This window comes from Streptomyces sp. NPDC050085 (genome assembly GCF_044460595.1).
Classification (GTDB): domain Bacteria; phylum Actinomycetota; class Actinomycetes; order Streptomycetales; family Streptomycetaceae; genus Streptomyces.
The window spans coordinates 207288-223885 of record NZ_JBITJZ010000007.1 but is presented as its reverse complement, the minus strand read 5'-3'; the positions used below and the strand labels follow the sequence as shown (position 1 = coordinate 223885).

Genomic DNA, 16598 nt, shown 5'->3' with positions numbered 1-16598 from the left:
AGTCCGCCCGTCCGGCCCCGCGCCGGGCGGGCGACGGCGGCTGTGCGGGGCGGACGGATTCAGGGCCTGTCTTTGTACCCCGACAGGCTCTCAGGGACGTAGGGGGGCGGCGTCATGCGCGGCGTGCCGTACGAGGCGTACCAGGTGGACAGCGAGCTGCTCGCGACGGCGTTCGTCGAAGTGGCGGACGCCGCGGTGCGCGGCGGCTCGCAGGCCCTCGCCGCCCTCGTCGGCAGCTGTGTGTCGCTGCTCGGCGTGCCCTCGGCGTCCGCCGTGCTCAAGCCGCCGACGGGGCGCGTGGAGATGGCGGCGTCCGACAACCGGGGGCTGCGTCTGGAGCGGGCCTCGCTGTCCTGGGGCGAGGGACCCGGCGCGGACTGCCGGGCCTCGGCTCAGCCCATTCGCGGGGTGCCGCTCGCCCATCCCTACGCGCGGGCCAACTGGCCGTCGTACACGGCGATGGCGCGCTCGCTCGGCTTCGCGTGCGTGGTCGCGGTACCGCTGCGCACGGCGGACCGGGCGGTCGGCTCGCTCAGTCTGCTGTCGGAGCGGGCGGGCCCGCCCGGACCGCTGCAACTACGCCTCGGCCAGCACCTGGCGGACGCCACCGCGCTCGGCATCCTCCCCCGCCACCTGCTGTGACGCCTGGGGGATTTCCCCCAGAGGTCTCGGAGGACAGCCTCGTTCCGACTCTCTCGGCCCGCTCCTAGCGTGGATCACACACCACGCAGCGAAGGACCAGGGAGTCGTGATGATCGAGGCCAGGGGTCTCACCAAACGGTACGCAGACGCGGTCGCCGTCGAGGACGTGAGCTTCCGGGTGCGCCCGGGCGGCGTGACGGGCTTCCTCGGCCCCAACGGCTCGGGCAAGTCCACCACCATGCGCATGATCATGGGCCTGGACCGGCCGGACGCGGGGCACGCCACGATCGGCGGGCGCCCCTACGCCGAACTGGCCTGGCCGCTGCGCGAGGTGGGGGCGCTCCTCGAAGCGCGTACCTTCCATCCGAGCCGCAGTGCGCGCAGCCATCTCGCGGCGCTCGCCGCGGGCGGCGGCATCGATCCGGCGCGGGTCGACACCGTCCTGGAGACCGTGGGCCTCACAGCGGTCGCGGGCAAGCGCGCGGGCTCGTTCTCGCTCGGCATGGCCCAGCGGCTCGGCATCGCGGCGGCGCTGCTCGGTGACCCGGCCGTGCTCCTCTTCGACGAGCCGGTGAACGGGCTCGACCCCGAAGGAGTGCGCTGGATCCGTGAGTTGATGCGTTCGCTCGCCGCCGAGGGCCGTACGGTCCTGCTGTCGAGCCACCTCATCAGCGAGATGGCGCTGACCGCCGACCACCTGCTCGTGATCGGCCGGGGCCGGCTGCTCGCGGACACGACGGTCGCCGAACTCACCACCGGCGGACGGTCGTTGGAGGAGGCGTTCTTCGCGCTCACCGACGGATCGGCCCAGTACCAGGCAGGAGGCGCCCGATGACCGGCACGGCGTACACCCCCGCGCTCACCGGACGGTACGGCTTCCGGCAGACTGCGCGCATGGAGTGGATCAAGCTGCGCAGCCTGCGGTCGACGGCCTACGCGTTGCTCCTCACGGTCGTCGGCATGATCGCCATGGGCGTCGTGACGATGGCCAACACCAAGGCGCCGCACGGCGCCGACAAGGTGGCGTCCTTCGACCCGACCAACAACGTCCTCGCGGGCGTGGCCCTCGGCCAGCTCGTCATCGGCGTGCTCGGCGTGCTCGTGATGACCGGCGAGTACGCGTCGGGCACCATCCGCGCGACGCTCGCCGCGGCCCCCGACCGGCGTCGGGCGCTCACCGCGAAGGCCGTGGTGTTCGGCGGACTCGCGCTGCTGGTGGGCGAGTTGGTCGCGGTCGTGACGTTCCTCGCGGGCACCGCGGCGCTCTCCCCCGGCGTTCCGGCGCCCTCGCTCGGCGAGCCCGGCGTGCTGCGCGCGGTCCTCATGGCGGGCGCGTACCTCGCGATGGTCGGCCTGATGGGCCTCGGCATCGGCGCGATCACCCGGCACACGGCGAGTGCCGTCGGGATCTTCGTCGGCATCACGTTCGTCCTGCCCGCACTGCTCGCGGGGACGACCGGGACGACGATCGCCAGGTTCTTCCCGACGATGATCGCGGGCAACTCCCTTGCGGTGACCGTGCCCGTCGACGGCATGCTCACGCCGTGGGCCGGGTTCGTGGTGCTGTGCCTGTACACCGCCGCGATCCTCGCGGTCGGCGGTCGGCTGCTGGTGCGCCGCGATGCGTGAGGCGCCGTCCGTCCGCACGGTCCTGCGGGCTCCCCTGACGCGGCGGGCGTGGGCGGAGGCGGCGTACTGCCTGCTGTCCTACGTGCCCGCGTCGGCGGGCTTCCTGCTCATGGTGGTCGCTCTCGCCGTGGGGTCCGCGCTGACACTGACCCTGGTCGGCGCGGTGCTCGGCCTGCTGTTCGTGGCGGGCGGCCTCGGCCTCGCCCGCGGTCTCGGCACGCTCCAACGGCGCCTGGCGAACGGTCTGTTGGGCGAGCGGATCGCCACACCACCGGGGCCGCGGACGGACGGCGGGGTCTTCGCACGCTGGGAGGCGCGGCTGCGGGACGGCGCGGCCTGGCGGGCCGTCGCCTACGTGGCGGTGAAGCTGCCGCTGGCGATGGTGTGCCTGTACGCGGTGTCGTGGTGGGCGGTCGGCGCGGTGAACCTGATCGCGCCGGTGCGGTGGGCGTTCACGCCCGACGACCTGAACCTGGTGACGCCGCTGCCGTGGGGCGGGGCGCCTCAAGTCCACTCCCTGTGGGGCGCGTTGGGCACGTCCCTGGCGGGCTGCGCAATCCTGGTGGCCGCGCCGTGGCTGACCCGCGCGACCGTCGCGGTGGACCGTCGTCTCGTACGCGCGCTCCTCGGACCCGGTCAACTGGCCGAGCGGGTCAAGGACTTGGAGGAGACGCGGGCGCTCGCCGTGGACGAGGCGAACGCACGCCTGCGCCGCCTGGAGCGGGATCTGCACGACGGGGCCCAGGTGCGGCTCGCGGCCCTCGCGATGAGCCTCGACATGGTGCGCGAGCAACTCGACGACCGGGACCGGCCCGAGCTGCACCGCCTGGTGGAGATGGCCCGGGACAACGCGACCGAGACGCTCGCGGAGCTGCGCGACCTCTCCCGGGGGCTGCACCCGCCGGCCCTCGACGGCGGCCTCGCCGACGCCCTGACGACGCTCGCGGCCCGCGCCGCGCTCCCGGTCGACGTGAGCGTGGACGTGCCGCAGCGGCCGACCCCGGCGATCGAGTCCCTGGCGTACTACTGCACGGCGGAGCTGTTGGCGAATGTCATCAAGCACTCCGGGGCGACGCGCTGCCGCGTGGAACTGGCCGCCGGGGACGGGGTGTTGAGGCTGCGCGTGTCGGACGACGGGCGCGGTGGAGCGGCGGTCGTGGCGGAGGGGGGACTGGCCGGGCTGGTGCAGCGGGTGCGGACGGTGGACGGGAGGCTGGAGGTGACGAGCCCTCAGGGTGGGCCCACCTCGGTGACCTTGACCTTGCCGTTGCATGCCTGACCGCCACGGGGCTCCCCGGACCCCGCTCCTCGAACGCCGGACGGGCTTGATCGATGTGCCCCGGTCCATGAAAGGCTGCACCCCATGCGCGTAGTGATCGCCGAGGACGCCGCCATCCTGCGGGAGCTCCTCGCCCAGATGCTCGGGATGCGGGGCCACGAGATCTGCGCGGCCGTGGCCGACGCGGACGCCCTGCGCGACGCCGTGGCCGAGCACCGGCCCGACGTCACCGTCGTGGACATCCGGATGCCGCCGACCAACACCGACGACGGGCTGCGTGCCGCGATCGACATCCGGCGCGAACACCCCGGCACCGGCGTCCTGCTGTTCTCGCAGTACGTCGAGACGAAGTACGCGACCCGGCTGCTGGCCGAGGGGTCGGCGGGGGTCGGATACCTGCTGAAGGAACGGGTCGCGAACGTCGCGGAGTTCACGGACGCGCTGGAGCGCGTCGCGGCCGGTGGCACCGCGCTCGACCCGGAGGTGGTGACGCAGCTCGCCGGGGCGGGGCGGCGCACCGAGGAGCTGGCCTCGCTCACCGGGCGCGAGCGGGACGTGCTGACGCTGATGGCCGAGGGGCGGTCGAACGCGGCGATCGCCCAGTCCCTGTTCGTGTCCGCGGGCACCGTCGAGAAGCACGTGGCGGCGATCTTCGGCAAGCTGGGACTGCCCGCCTCGGAGGACCAGAACCGCCGTGTGCTCGCGGTCATCCGGTATCTGCACCGAGACTGAACGGTATGGCTGACGGGACGAAGCGAACGAAACGCAGCGCGGGCCTGCTCCTCTTCCGCCGCACCCCCGGCGGGCCCGAGGTGCTGCTCGGGCACATGGGCGGCCCGTTCTGGGCGCGCAAGGACGCCGGCGCGTGGAGCGTGCCGAAGGGTGAGTACGAGGGCGACGAGACTCCCTGGGACGCGGCGCGGCGGGAGTTCCGGGAGGAGCTGGGGCTGCCCGCTCCCGAGGGGACGCCGCTGCCGCTCGGGGAGACCGTGCAGTCCGGCGGCAAGCGCGTGACGGTGTGGGCGGTGGAGGCCGACCTCGACCCGGCGGACGTGGTGCCGGGCACGTTCACGATGGAGTGGCCGCGCGGCTCGGGCCGGATGTCGGAGTTCCCCGAGCTGGACCGGGTGGCGTGGTTCGGTCTGGACGCGGCGCGGGCGGCTCTCGTCAAGGCGCAGACGGTGTTCCTGGACCGGCTGGCCGAGCAGGTCTGAGACCGCCGCGGGCCGGGTACTCGCGGGAACCCCGCGTTGCGCCGCCCCGCGCCGCGCGGGAAGGTCGAAGGAACCGCGCACAGGAGGTCTTCCCCATGCCCATCGCGACGGTCAACCCCGCCACCGGCGAGACGCTGAAGACGTACGACGCCCTCTCCCCCGAGGACGTCGAGCGGAAGCTGGCGCTGGCGGCGGCGACGTTCGACACGTACCGCACGACGACGTTCTTCGACCGGGCGCGGCTGCTGGAGCAGGCCGCCGATCTGCTGGACGCGGACACCCCGGACATCGCCCGCGTGATGACGACGGAGATGGGCAAGCCGGTGGCGGCGGCCCGCGCCGAGGCGGCGAAGTGCGCGAGGACGATGCGCTGGTACGCGCAGAACGCGGCGCGGCTGCTGGCCGACGAGTACCCGGCGGACGAGGACGTGCGGGACTCCGGCGCGGCCCGTGCGCTGGTGCGCTACCGGCCGCTGGGCGTGGTGCTCGCGGTGATGCCGTGGAACTTCCCGCTGTGGCAGGTCGTACGGTTCGCCGCGCCCGCCCTGATGGCGGGGAACGTGGGTCTGCTCAAGCACGCGTCGAACGTGCCGCAGACCGCCCTCTACCTGGAGGACCTGCTGCGCAGGGCCGCGTTCCCCGAGGGCTGTTTCCAGACGCTGCTCGTCGGGTCCGACGCGGTCGAGGGCATCCTGCGCGACGACCGGGTGGCCGCGGCCACGCTCACCGGCAGTGAGCCCGCGGGCCGCTCCGTCGCGGCGATCGCCGGGGACGAGGTGAAGAAGACGGTCCTGGAGCTCGGCGGCAGCGACCCGTACGTGGTGATGCCGTCGGCGGACGTCGACAAGGCGGCCAGGACGGCGGTGACGGCCCGCGTGCAGAACAACGGCCAGTCGTGCATCGCGGCCAAGCGGTTCATCGTCCACGAGGACGTCTTCGAGGAGTTCCGGGACGCCTTCGCGGACGGGATGCGGGCACTGCGCGTCGGCGATCCGCTGGACGAGGCGACGGACGTCGGACCGCTCGCCAGCGAGCAGGGCCGAAAGGACCTGGAGGAACTCGTCGACGAGGCCGTGGAGTCCGGGGCGACCGTGCTGTGCGGCGGACAGCGGCCGAAGGACTTCAAGGACGGCTGGTTCTACGAGCCGACGGTCCTGGCCGACATCACGCCCGAGATGCGCATCCACCGCGAGGAGACCTTCGGTCCGGTGGCGACGCTGTACCGGGTCGCGGACCTGGACGCGGCGATCGCCGTCGCCAACGACACGCCGTTCGGGCTGAGTTCGAACCTGTGGACCGGGGACGACGACGACATCGAGCGGTTCGTGCGCGACAGCGGAGCGGGCGGTGTCTTCGTGAACGGCATGACGGCCTCGCACCCGGCGCTCCCCTTCGGCGGCGCGAAGCGCTCCGGGTACGGGCGGGAGCTGTCGGACCACGGCATCAAGGAGTTCTGCAACATCACGACGGTGTGGATCGCAGGCTGAACGGGCCGGGTCCCGCGGCGGGTGCGCGGGTCGTCAGGCGGGCTCCGGCGCACAGCCCGTGCAGCAGGTCGTTGCCGGAGCTGTGGCCGACGGCGAGCAGATCGGTGACGGGTACCGCGAGGTCCGCTCCCGTGGCCGCGGCCCGCAGCAGCGCCGCCGCCTGGGGGACGCAGTGCCCGTCGACCGCGTGGCCCAGGAGGGCGGCGGAGACCGGCGGGGTGCGGTCCGCGGCGTGCTGGCGTACGACGCCGGTGAGCACGCCGAGCCACTGAGGTGCCCGGTGTGCCAGGTGCCCGGCGAGCAGCAGCCCGCACAGCAGGTCGTCGCCGGACGGTGTCGCGCCGGGGCCGAGGCTGAGGACGCCGAGTGCCGTACGCAGTTGGGCGGACGGCGCTCCGTCGGCGAGGGCGCGGAGCAACGCCCCTGCCGCGGGCCTGAGTTCGGCGGGCAGCGGGCGCGGCGGCCGTAGTGCGGCGAGCCGGGTGAGGGCGGGTCCTGGCGGGGTGTCCTGGGCGCGGGGCGGCGCCCAGAACCCCCCTGCGGTCAGGCACAGGGACCCGACCGCGATCCGGCCGCCGCCGATCCGGCCGACGGCGCCGGGAGCGAGCCCCGCGAAGGGGCGCTCCCCCGCGGCCGGGGGCAGGACGACGGCGGCCGGAACCCGGACGGCTCCCGGCACCACCAGGGCGAGCGGGGCCGGGGCGCCGTGCGGCAGCAGGTAGAGCGCCTGCCGGGCGACGGCCAGGACACGGGCCGGGCGGGGCGGGCCCTCCAGGGCGGCGCGAACGAGGACGCTGACCGTGCACGCCGCCGCGGCGGGGCTCACGGGCCTGCCTCCTCCGGAAGCGGGAAGGCGGCGAGCGCCTTGCGGAAGCACTCCAGGGGGGCGTGGACGAGACCGGCGCCGATCTGTCCGATGCCCGGTTCGCGGTGCGCGATGCCGGTGGTGACGACGGGTTCGATGCCGGTGTCGAGGACGGCCCGCAGGTCGATGCCGACGGGTGAGCCGATGCCGCCGAGGGCGGGCAGCCGGTACGCCTCGTGCCGGGCCAGGGTGATGCGGGCCATGTCGCGGCTGGTGCGCAGCGCCTGGTCGACGGTGCCGCCGACGAAGCCGGTGATGGCGGGGGCGGCGGCGAGCGCGAAGCCGCCCAGGCCGTTGGTCTCGGTGATGGCGCTGTCGCCGATGTCCGGGTTGGCGTCGTCGGGCCCGTATCCGGCGAAGTACAGGCCCTCGACGCGGGCGGCGGGCGCGGTGAACCAGGCGTCGCCCGCGCCGCTGACGCGGATGCCGACCTCGACGCCGTTGCGGGCGAACGCGGTGACGAGGGTGGAGTGCGGCACGCCGTGGGCGGCGGACGTGGCGAGTTTTGATGCGGCCATCGAGAAGTTGAGGAACCAGTAGTGGTTGCCCGCGAGGAACTCCAGGACGCCGGGGCCGTGCGCGGTGCGGGCGAGCGGGGCGGCGAGGTCGCGCAGCAGCAGCGCGGACGCGGCGGTGTTGCGACTGTGGCACTCGTCGCCCATCTGCAGGGCCTGGGCGGTGACGGCGCGCAGGTCGAGCCCGTCGGGCAGAGTGTGCAGCGCTTCGCGCAGGGCGGGGGCGAGCACGTCGGCCATCCAGCGCAGCCGGTCCAGTACGTCGTCGCCGAGAGCCCCGTAGCGCAGGCAGCGTCCGGCGCCCTCGTTGAGGTTGGCGTACGAGCGGCGGCCGGTGGCCGGGTCCTCGACCACGAGCACGGGCATCGACGGGGACGTGATGCCGCCCATCGGGCCCACCGCCTCGTGGTGGTGACACGGCTCGAAGCGCAACGCGCCCGATCCGGCGAGGAGTTCGGCCTTCTCGGGGGTCTCGGCCCAGCCTTCGAGGAGTGCGGCGCCGATGACGCCCGCGCGCATGGGCCCGCACATGTCGGCCCAATCGACGGGCGGTCCGGCGTGCAGCAGGACGCGTTCCGCGGTCGTACGGTCGTCGAGGACGGGCAGGACCTCGCGGGCCGGCCGCACGTCGCGCCAGACGGGCCGCACGGCGAGGAGCCGGCTCACGGCCACGTCGTTCGCCTCCTGCACGCGGGGGTGGCCGGTGAGTTCGGCGAGCTTCCAGGCGAGCTCCGGGTCGCCGCCGGCGGGTGGCCGCCAGTCGATGGGGGTGACCTGCGCTCCGGCCGTGCGGGGGGCGTCGGCGAACTCCGCGACGCCGACGGCGGCAATGCGGACGGGGGCGGCGAGAAGGGCGTTCATGCGGGCTCCGTGAGGTCGGGGGCGGGGCTCGGTCACGACCGTCGGGCCGTCGAGGTCAACAGGTGGGCACCGCCCGCGTGTTGGGGCGCGCCGGAGACGAGGCCTGCGGCCCATCGCGCCGCGTCGGTACTCGTGGGCGCGAGCAGCACACCGGCGTCCTCGAGGAGCGCGCGCTGCGCCGTGGCGTCCTGCGGGTCGCGGTCCGTGCCGACGACGAAGCCGATGACGGGCGGCCGTTGGCGCGCGGGTACCTGGTCGATCTCGGCGGCCAGGGGCGCCACCGGGTCCGGGCCCGCCCCGTGGCCGAGCACCACGTCGAGGACGACGGCCCCGGTCCCGGGATCGGTGAGCGCGGCCCGCAGGTGCGCGGCCCGCACGGTGGGGTCGATCATCGGGTGCGGGCGGCCGGCCGTGTACGCGTCGTCGCCGAGGTCCAGCACGACGTGCTCCGCGGGGAACGTGACCGCGCGCCCGGGGACGTACGGTCCGATGGCGCCGACCGCGTCGGGCAGCAGGTGCCGCGTCTCGTACGCGAAGGTGCCACCGGCGTACAGGGCGCGCAGGTGTCCCCCGGGCGTGCGGGCGACGGTCGGCGGGGTCCACGCCGGGGGCGGGGTGCCGCCGAGGGCGCGTACGGCTTCGTCGGCGGCGCCGCGCAGGTCGCCGACGACGCTGACCTGCGCCCCTCTCACCTGCCGCTCTGCGCCGAGGAAGGCGGCGACGACCGGCTTGCCCGCCCGTTCGGCGCGGGCCAGGACGCGGGCGGCGACCCGCGGGTCCGGCGGCTTCGACACCAGCAGGATCAGGGCGCAGCCCGGATCAGCGTCGAGCAGCTCGAAGGCGTCGAGGGTGGTGCGCCCGCCGACCTCGGCGCTCAGGTCACGGCCGCCGGTGCCGATCATCTGCCGGACGCCCTCCCCCGCCGCGTCGAGCAGACACGAAACTTGCTGAAGTCCGGTCCCCGAGGCTCCGATCAGGCCGATCCGTCCGGTCCGCAGGGCGTTGGCGAAACCGAGGGGGACGCCGTCGATGAGGGCGGTGCCACAGTCGGGCCCCATGGCGAGCAGGCCGAGGCGGTGGGCCTCCTGCTTGAGGCGGATCTCCTGGTCGAGGGGCACGTTGTCGCTGAAGACGAAGGCGTGCAGGCCGTGCCGCAGCGCCTTGAGCGCCTCGGCGGCGGCGTAGGGGCCGGGGGTCGAGATCAGGGCGAGCCCCGTGGCAGGGTCGGCCTCGGTCAGGGCGCGGGGTGCGGGCTCCCCGAACTCGGCGCCGGGAGCGGCGACTTGAGCGGGCTGCTCCAGCAGACCGTGCACGGCGGCCACCGCGCGCTCGACGGCGTCCTCGCTGCCACGGAGCGCGATCAGCAGATCGGCGGGACGGGCGGCTTCACCCTCGGGGGTGAGCAGCCGGGCCTCGGCGAGGATCCGGAGGTTGGTCCCGGTGGCCATGACGAGGCTGGCCGCCTCGATGCCGGGCAGGGCGGACAGCTGCCCGGCGGCCCGCATCAGGGCGACGGAGTCGGCGTAGGCGTCGGGCCGGATCACGTTCAACGTACGGGATCGAGCGGGGAGTTGACCGGTGGTGATGTGCGGGGTTCGCTCCATGCCCCGACGGTACGGGCGCGGCCCCACCGGGTCTTCGGCGAGCGGTGCCAGTGCAGGTGCGGTGATCGTCGGCAGCGGGTGCCAATGACCGGGGTACGGGGTGGGGCACTGGGCAGGCCGGGATGCGGGGGGCGGGGAGATTGAGCACGGGCCCGCCGCCGGCCCGGCGACGCGATCAGGCACCATGGCGTCTCGACGTCCCCGGGGCGGCGTCCGAGGGCGGACGCGAACTCGTCACGGCCCGGCCGCCCGCACGGGCAACGTGGCGTGCCAACGCACCCGGCGCGGGAGACAAGGGTGAGCGCGAAACCGTCGCAGCCCGGCCGCCCGCACGGGCAACGTGGCGTGCCGACGCACCCGGCGCGCACCCCGGGAAGTTGTCGCGCATACCGCGCTGCGACGCACGGCGGACACGAGTTCCATGCGTCCCGGCGACGCGGACGAGCACCGTGGCATCCCCGCGCACCCGGGGCCGGGGCGGGGTGAGCGGGAGACCGTCACGGCCCGGCCGCCCGCACGGGCACCGTGGCGTGCCGACGCACCCGGCGCGGGGGACAACGGCGAGCGCGAGACCGTCGCAGCCCGGCCGCCGGCACGGGCAACGTGGCGTGCCGACGTACGCGGCGCGGGGGACAACGGTGAGCGCGAAACCGTCGCAGCCCGGCCGCCCGCACGGGCAACGTGGCGTGCCGACGCACGCGGCGCGCACCCCGGGAAGTTGTCGCGCATACCGCGCTGCGACGCACGGCGGACACGAGTTCCATGCGTCCCGGCGACGCGGACGAGCACCGTGGCATCCCCGCGCACCCGGGGCGGGTCTCGGGGAGTCGTCGCGTGTGCCGCGCTGCGGCGCACAGCGGTTGCGGGATCGTTGCCGCCGGGCCGGGAGCGTCGGTGCCTCCCGAGCCGCGTGAACCCCGAGGGTGGCCGGTCAGCTCGCGCGGGCCCGTAGCAATCGGTGGGCGTGGACCGCGAGTTCGGTCTGGAGGCGGCGCATCGGGTCCTTGTCGGGTGCTCCCGTGAGGCGTTCGATCTGCTTGAGGCGGTAGCGCAGCGTGTTGTAGTGGACGTGGAGTTCCTCCGCGGCCTCCACGCCGTTGCGGTCGTGCCGCAGGTACACCGTGAGGCTGTGCACGAGGCTGCCGTCGTGGCGGGTGTCGTAGCGCAGGAGCGGGCCGAGGGCGTCGTCGACCAGGGCGTGCAGTTCGGGTGCGGGGAGCTGGTGGAGGAGGCGGTAGACGCCGCTCTCCTCGTGCAGGCGTATGAACGACCGTGCGGGGCCGTCGAGTTCACGGCCGAGCGCGAGGGCGCCCAGTGCTTCGCTGTGGCTGAGGTGCAGCTCGGCGAAGTCGGCGCGGACGGTGCCCGCGCCGACGGCGACCGTGTGGCCCGGGCAGGCCGCGGCGACCGCGCGGCGCAGCTCTTCGCAGCGGTGGCGCAGGGAGTCGCGCTCGTCGGGGTCGCCGGCCGCGACGAGGACGGTGAGCCCGCCGGGCGTGCCCCAGGCGGGGGTGTGCCCGCCGAGCGTGGTGCGGGCCGCGGCGAGCAGCCGGTCCTCGGTGAGGCGGACGGCCGAACCCGTGGCAGCCCCGGTCAGCTCGACGACGACGGCGGCGCGGGGCCGCTCCAGGTCCCAGCCCAGCGCGGCGGCGCGGCGCGCGGCCTCGGTGCGCTCGCGCGGCGGATGGGAGACCAACTCGGTGAGCAGCAGCGTGCGGTAGCGGCGCTCCCGCTCGGCAAGGACGCGTTCCTGCACGGCGAGCATTCCGGCGAGGCTCGCCACGTGTTCGAGGGCGACGGCGTGTTCCGCGTCGGTGTGCTCGGTGTCCGCGTTCTCGGCTGCGAGGTGCTCGGCTGTGGGGTGTCCGGCGTCCGGGGTCCGGCCGGACCCCAGTCCGGGCCACAGCGCCACGTCGCCGCTCCCCCGGTGCCCGGCGAGGATGGGCCGGGTGAGCCGCGGGGCGGTGTGCTCGGGTATGTCGCCGCAGGCCGCGACGACGGTGCCGTCGGGTCCGCGTACGGCCGCCGGGCAGCCCGTCTCCTCCGCGAGCAGCGTGACGAGTTCGCGGTAGGAGCCGCCGCCGAGGACGGCCTCGGAGAGCCGGTCGCGCAGCGCCTGGGAGCGTTCGAGGCTGAGGGCCTGCCGGTTGAGGACGGTGCCGATGACCTCCGAGAGGATGTCGTTGAGCATCACCTCGCCGGGCAACTCCACGATGGGGAAGCCGAGTTCGTCGGCCGTGCGCAGCATGGTGGCGGGCAGGCGCGGCAGATACGGGCCGACCTTGACGCCGAGGGCGGCGAGGCCGCGGCCCGCGAGTTCGGGCACGAGTCCGGTGAGGGCCTGTTCGTCGTCGCGGACCGCGTAGGCGGTGGTGAGCAGGAACTCGCCGCCGCGCATCCACCGGATGATGTCCGGCACTTCCATGATGTTGGCGACCCGGATGGCGCGGCGCGCCCCCGCGTGTCCCGCCGCGAGCCGCGCCCCCGCGAGGGCGGGCAGTTCCAGCGCCCCGGCCACGGTCAGGGTCGTGGCAGGGACCGCCGGAGGCAGGGTCGCGGTCGTACGAACGGGGGGCACGGTGCTCACTATGGGCGGCTCCGCCAGGGCTGTAAACGCTCACGACAGCAGGTTGTATACGATTTTCCGGGCCCGGCCACCGGGCGTCGGCCGGCCCGCGCGCGCCCCGCGTCGCCGGGCCCCGGGGGCACTGTCAGCAGACGTCAACAGGCCCGGGCACACACTGGCACCGGCTGCCCATGACCGGGCCCCGAGCCGTTCCTATCGTCCTGGCATGCCTCCTGGAACCGCGATCCCACCAGCGCTTTCCCGGCGCCCGTCGGGCACCGCCCCGACCACCGTGCTGGCCATCGGCGGCAACGCGCTGCTGCGCGGCGGTGGGCGCGCCACGATCGCCGAGCAGTTCGAGGCCGCGCGCCAGCTTGCGGCCCCGGTCGCCGAGTTGGTGCGACGCGGCCACCGCGTCGTGGTGACGCACGGCAACGGGCCGCAGGTCGGCTTCATCAAGCGGCGCTCCGACCTGGCCGCCGAACTCGCCCCGGAGCTACCGCTGTTGGACCTCGACATGTGCGTCGCGGACTCGCAGGGCAGCATCGGCTACATCCTCGCCCGCGGCCTGTCGGGGACCCTGCCGCGCGAGGCGGCTCCGGTCGCCCTCCTCACGCACACCGTCGTGGACGCGGCCGACGAGGCGTTCGCCCGGCCGACGAAGCCGATCGGCGCCCACTACCCGCGCGCCGAGGCCGAACGGCTCGCCGCACGGCACGGCTGGACCGTCGGCGACGACGCGGGCCGCGGCTGGCGGCGCCTGGTCCCCTCCCCCGCACCGTGCCGGGTCGTCGAACTGGATGCCATCGCCGCACTGCTCGACGCCGGGCACGTGGTGATCGCGGGCGGGGGCGGCGGCATCCCGGTGGTGCGCGGGCCCGACGGGACCCTGCGCGGCGTGGAGGCGGTCGTCGACAAGGACGCCACGTCCGCGCTGCTCGCGGCGGCCCTGGGCGCGGACGAGCTCGTCGTGACGACCGGGGTCGAGCGCGTCGCCCTCGACTGGGGCACTCCGCACCGCCGGGACCTGGACCGGATCGACACCGTCACGGCCCGACAGCACCTGGCCGCGGGCCAGTTCCCCGAGGGCAGCATGGGGCCGAAGGTGCGGGCCGCCCTCGACTTCCTGGCGGCGGGCGGCCGCAGCGTGCTGATCACGTCGCCGCGCGCGCTGGGTGCGGCCCTGCGCGGGACGAACGGCACGCGCATCGTGCCGTCGGCCGCCCCGGCCCTGACCGGCCCGACCCCTGCGACCGGCAACACGACGGGCCAGGACACGTAACACCGCCGAAGCACGCACCGGGCCCGTCCGCCCGCGCCCGCCCCTCCTCCCCCTTAAGGAATCCGGATGACGCCCCGCACCACAGACCCCGTCCTCCCGGCCCGGGCATCCGCCCACGCACCCGCCCCCGGCACGCTTCCCCTCGACGGCCGCCACCATCTGGCGACGACACCCGACACGGCCCGCTGGGGTGAACTCCCGCACGCGGGAAGCGCGCCCGTGCTGCTGGTCGACGACGGCGACACAGTCACCGTCGATCTCGTCTCCCACGAGGGAATCCTCCCGGACCAGGGCCGCGACCCGGTGGCCTTCTTCGGCGCGTTCGGCGTCCCCGCGCACCAAGTTCCCCGCGACGCACGGGAGATCGCCGCGTCGGACCTCGGCCGGGCGGGCGACGAGCTGCCCGGGCCGCACATCGTCACCGGCCCGATCGCGGTGCGCGGCGCGCTCCCTGGCGACCTGCTGTGCATACAGACGCTGAGTCTGCATCGGCGTACGCACTACGGGATCGTCTCCAACCGGCATGCGGCGGGCGCGCTGCCCGGCGAACTCCCGGACGCAGACGCCGAGTTCACCGGGCCCGACACCCGGCGCACCCCGAGCGGCAACATCAGTTCCTTCTGCACGGTCGAACAGGACGGCGCGGGCGCCGAGTTCGGCGTGCTGCGCTGCACGCCCGGACTGTCGGCGCGGTTCCCGCTCGGTCCTTTCGTCGGGATCATGGGCGTGGCCACCGCCGATGCGACGGCGCCCAGTTCGGTGCCGCCGGGCCGGCACGGCGGGAACCTCGACGTGAAACACCTGACCTGCGGCTCCTCGCTGTACCTGCCCGTACAGACCGAGGGAGCCGGGTTCTACGCGGGCGATCCGCACTTCGCGCAGGGCAACGGCGAGGTGGCCCTGACCGCGCTCGAGGCGCCGCTGCGCGCGACGTTCCGGCTGTCCGTGGTGCGCGGAGCGGCGGCGCGACGCGTGACCGGGCTGCTGGGCGAGCCGTTCGCCGAGACGTCCGCGCACTGGATCGCCCTCGGCCTCGACGCCGACCTGGACGAGGCGATGCGCCAGTGCGTGCGCTCGGCCCTCGACTTCCTCACGGCCCGCACCGGCATGGACCGCGCGACCGCGTACGCGTATCTCAGCGCGGCCGCCGACTTCGAGGTCTCGCAGGTGGTGGACCGGGTCAAGGGCGTGCACTGCTTGATCCGCAAGGCGGACTTCCCCGCCGGGTCGTAGCCCGCCTCCTCCCGCCCCGCCCGTACCGTTCCCGGCGACACCCGCATACGTAACAAAGCTCTCAAAGCCCGCACCCGCAGCCGTACGCACCGCACCCCGTCACGAACAGGCAACTCGAACAGGCAAGGAGACCCATCGTGACCGCACTACTGCTGCGCCACGCGCGCGTGGAGGACTCACCGGACCCGGCCGACATCCGCGTACGGGACGGACGCATCGAGGCGATCGGCCCGTCCCTGGCAGTGCCGGACGGCGTCGACACCGACGAACTCGACTGCGCGGGCCGGGTGGTGATCCCGGGGCTCGTCGAGGCGCATCTGCACCCGGACAAGGCCCTGCTCGACCGCGTCCGGCCCAACCCGACGGGCACGCTGGCGGACGCCATCCGGATCACGGCCGAGCTCAAGGCCGGTTTCACCCATGACGAGGTGCGCACCCGCGCCGAACAGGTGCTGCGGATGTGTGTCCTCAACGGCACCACCACGCTGCGCGCGCACCCGGACGTCGATCCGGTGGGCGGCCTGACCGGGCTCGAGGTCATGCTCGAACTGCGGGAAAGGTGGGCGAAGTTGGTGACCGTGCAGGTGGTCGCCTTCCCGCAGGAGGGCGTCATCAAGGCGCCCGGCACGGAGAAGCTGCTGCGCAAGGCGCTCGAGGCGGGCGCGGACGCCGTCGGCGGCTGCACCTACGGCGAGGTGACGGTGGCGGACTGCCGCCGGCAGGTGGACCTGGTGCTCGATCTCGCCGCGGAGTACGGGGTTCCCGCCGATCTGCACGCGGACTTCGCGGACGACGGCTCCGACGAGCGGTTCGCCCTCGCGGAGTTCATCGCACGGCGCACGGCGGAGCGCGGTCTGTCGGGCCGGGTCACGCTCGGCCACGCCACCTCGCTGGGCGGGCGCCCGCCCGGCGAGCGGCGCGCCGTTCTCGCGGAGCTCGCCGCGGCCGGGGTGGCGGTCGTGCCACTGCCCGCGACGGACCTGTTCCTCGGCGGACGCGGTGACGAGACGGCGGTGCGCCGCGGGCTCGCGCCGGTGCGGGAGCTGTGGGAGGCGGGGGTGCTCACGGCCTGCGCCACGAACAACATCCGCAACGCGTTCACCCCGTACGGCACCGGCGACGTCCTGGAGACGGCGCTGCTGCTCGCCCGCCTCGCCCACCTGTCGGGACCGGCCGATCTGCGCCGGGTCCTGGACATGGTGACGTACGACGCGGCGCGGGTGATCGGGATCCCCGAGGCGGACTACGGGGTGCGGGAGGGGGCGGTGGCCGACCTCGTGGTGCTCGACACCCGGGAGTACGACTCCGTGCTCCTCGACCGGCCCGTGCGCACGGCAGTGGTCAAGTCGGGCCGTGTGGTGGCCCGTTCGCAGTTCACGGCAGAGCTCGACGGCGCCCTCGTCGCGGGCGGGGAGGCATGA

At 74.5% G+C, this 16598-nt stretch carries 14 protein-coding genes; 10 read left to right on the top strand and 4 right to left on the bottom strand.

Features of this window, described 5'->3' with window-relative positions; genetic code table 11:
* Positions 1-114: 114 nt before the first annotated feature.
* The 7 genes from ACIBUY_RS26290 (at position 115) to ACIBUY_RS26260 (ending at position 6251) form a co-directional block, all read left to right on the top strand.
* Positions 115-642 (top strand): GAF domain-containing protein, encoded by a 528-nt coding sequence (locus ACIBUY_RS26290; protein WP_365566000.1) that lies wholly within the window; start codon positions 115-117, stop codon positions 640-642.
* A 109-nt stretch (positions 643-751) separates the two neighbouring features.
* Positions 752-1477: an ABC transporter ATP-binding protein gene (locus ACIBUY_RS26285; RefSeq protein ID WP_399153908.1), complete on the top strand. Its 726-nt coding sequence runs from the start codon at positions 752-754 to the stop codon at positions 1475-1477.
* Positions 1474-2271 carry an ABC transporter permease gene (locus tag ACIBUY_RS26280; protein ID WP_399153907.1) on the top strand — a complete coding sequence of 266 codons (798 nt, stop codon included), beginning with the start codon at positions 1474-1476 and terminating at the stop codon, positions 2269-2271. The genes ACIBUY_RS26285 and ACIBUY_RS26280 overlap by 4 nt, the downstream gene beginning before the upstream one ends.
* The gene (locus tag ACIBUY_RS26275) at positions 2264-3550 is read left to right on the top strand and encodes a sensor histidine kinase (protein ID WP_399153906.1); all 1287 of its coding nucleotides are present in this window, start codon (positions 2264-2266) and stop codon (positions 3548-3550) included. The genes ACIBUY_RS26280 and ACIBUY_RS26275 overlap by 8 nt, the downstream gene beginning before the upstream one ends.
* An 84-nt stretch (positions 3551-3634) precedes the next feature.
* Positions 3635-4282: a response regulator transcription factor gene (locus tag ACIBUY_RS26270; RefSeq protein WP_365566008.1), complete on the top strand. Its 648-nt coding sequence runs from the start codon at positions 3635-3637 to the stop codon at positions 4280-4282.
* A gap of 5 nt (positions 4283-4287) precedes the next feature.
* On the top strand, positions 4288-4764 hold the full coding sequence (locus tag ACIBUY_RS26265) for an NUDIX domain-containing protein (protein WP_399153905.1): 477 nt from the start codon (positions 4288-4290) through the stop codon (positions 4762-4764).
* A gap of 95 nt (positions 4765-4859) precedes the next feature.
* A complete protein-coding gene (locus ACIBUY_RS26260; RefSeq protein WP_399153904.1) occupies positions 4860-6251 on the top strand; it encodes an NADP-dependent succinic semialdehyde dehydrogenase in 1392 nt (463 codons plus the stop codon).
* Here ACIBUY_RS26260 and ACIBUY_RS26255 read toward each other — a convergent pair.
* The 4 genes from ACIBUY_RS26255 to ACIBUY_RS26240 form a co-directional block, all read right to left on the bottom strand.
* Complete coding sequence (locus tag ACIBUY_RS26255; RefSeq protein WP_399153903.1) at positions 6226-7077, bottom strand: DUF2877 domain-containing protein; 852 nt, start codon at positions 7075-7077, stop codon at positions 6226-6228. The genes ACIBUY_RS26260 and ACIBUY_RS26255 overlap by 26 nt on opposite strands.
* Entirely contained in the window at positions 7074-8492 is a 1419-nt protein-coding gene (locus ACIBUY_RS26250) for a DUF1116 domain-containing protein (RefSeq protein WP_399153902.1), read from the bottom strand. The genes ACIBUY_RS26255 and ACIBUY_RS26250 overlap by 4 nt, the downstream gene beginning before the upstream one ends.
* A 32-nt stretch (positions 8493-8524) precedes the next feature.
* Positions 8525-10096 (bottom strand): transcriptional regulator, encoded by a 1572-nt coding sequence (locus ACIBUY_RS26245; RefSeq protein ID WP_399153901.1) that lies wholly within the window; start codon positions 10094-10096, stop codon positions 8525-8527.
* A gap of 931 nt (positions 10097-11027) precedes the next feature.
* Positions 11028-12674, bottom strand: a complete 1647-nt coding sequence (locus ACIBUY_RS26240) for a PucR family transcriptional regulator (protein WP_399153900.1) — start codon at positions 12672-12674, stop codon at positions 11028-11030.
* Positions 12675-12888: 214 nt separating this feature from the next.
* On the opposite strand from ACIBUY_RS26240, the gene ACIBUY_RS26235 reads away from it, so the two are divergent.
* The 3 genes from ACIBUY_RS26235 to ACIBUY_RS26225 all read left to right on the top strand — a co-directional run bounded on the left by ACIBUY_RS26235 (position 12889) and on the right by ACIBUY_RS26225 (position 16598).
* On the top strand, positions 12889-13944 hold the full coding sequence (locus ACIBUY_RS26235; protein ID WP_365566022.1) for a carbamate kinase: 1056 nt from the start codon (positions 12889-12891) through the stop codon (positions 13942-13944).
* A 66-nt stretch (positions 13945-14010) separates the two neighbouring features.
* Complete coding sequence (locus ACIBUY_RS26230) at positions 14011-15177, top strand: acetamidase/formamidase family protein (RefSeq protein WP_399153899.1); 1167 nt, start codon at positions 14011-14013, stop codon at positions 15175-15177.
* A gap of 137 nt (positions 15178-15314) precedes the next feature.
* Positions 15315-16598: an amidohydrolase family protein gene (locus ACIBUY_RS26225; protein ID WP_399153898.1), complete on the top strand. Its 1284-nt coding sequence runs from the start codon at positions 15315-15317 to the stop codon at positions 16596-16598.

Excerpts from the sequence above, each read along its gene's own strand:
- ACIBUY_RS26290 (WP_365566000.1), top strand. The coding sequence starts at position 115 with ATGCGCGGCGTGCCGTACGAGGCGTACCAGGTGGACAGCGAGCTGCTC.
- ACIBUY_RS26285 (WP_399153908.1), top strand. The coding sequence starts at position 752 with ATGATCGAGGCCAGGGGTCTCACCAAACGGTACGCAGACGCGGTCGCC.
- ACIBUY_RS26280 (WP_399153907.1), top strand. The coding sequence starts at position 1,474 with ATGACCGGCACGGCGTACACCCCCGCGCTCACCGGACGGTACGGCTTC.
- ACIBUY_RS26275 (WP_399153906.1), top strand. The coding sequence starts at position 2,264 with ATGCGTGAGGCGCCGTCCGTCCGCACGGTCCTGCGGGCTCCCCTGACG.
- ACIBUY_RS26270 (WP_365566008.1), top strand. The coding sequence starts at position 3,635 with ATGCGCGTAGTGATCGCCGAGGACGCCGCCATCCTGCGGGAGCTCCTC.
- ACIBUY_RS26265 (WP_399153905.1), top strand. The coding sequence starts at position 4,288 with ATGGCTGACGGGACGAAGCGAACGAAACGCAGCGCGGGCCTGCTCCTC.
- ACIBUY_RS26260 (WP_399153904.1), top strand. The coding sequence starts at position 4,860 with ATGCCCATCGCGACGGTCAACCCCGCCACCGGCGAGACGCTGAAGACG.
- ACIBUY_RS26250 (WP_399153902.1), bottom strand. The coding sequence starts at position 8,492 with ATGAACGCCCTTCTCGCCGCCCCCGTCCGCATTGCCGCCGTCGGCGTC.
- ACIBUY_RS26245 (WP_399153901.1), bottom strand. The coding sequence starts at position 10,096 with ATGGAGCGAACCCCGCACATCACCACCGGTCAACTCCCCGCTCGATCC.
- ACIBUY_RS26235 (WP_365566022.1), top strand. The coding sequence starts at position 12,889 with ATGCCTCCTGGAACCGCGATCCCACCAGCGCTTTCCCGGCGCCCGTCG.
- ACIBUY_RS26230 (WP_399153899.1), top strand. The coding sequence starts at position 14,011 with ATGACGCCCCGCACCACAGACCCCGTCCTCCCGGCCCGGGCATCCGCC.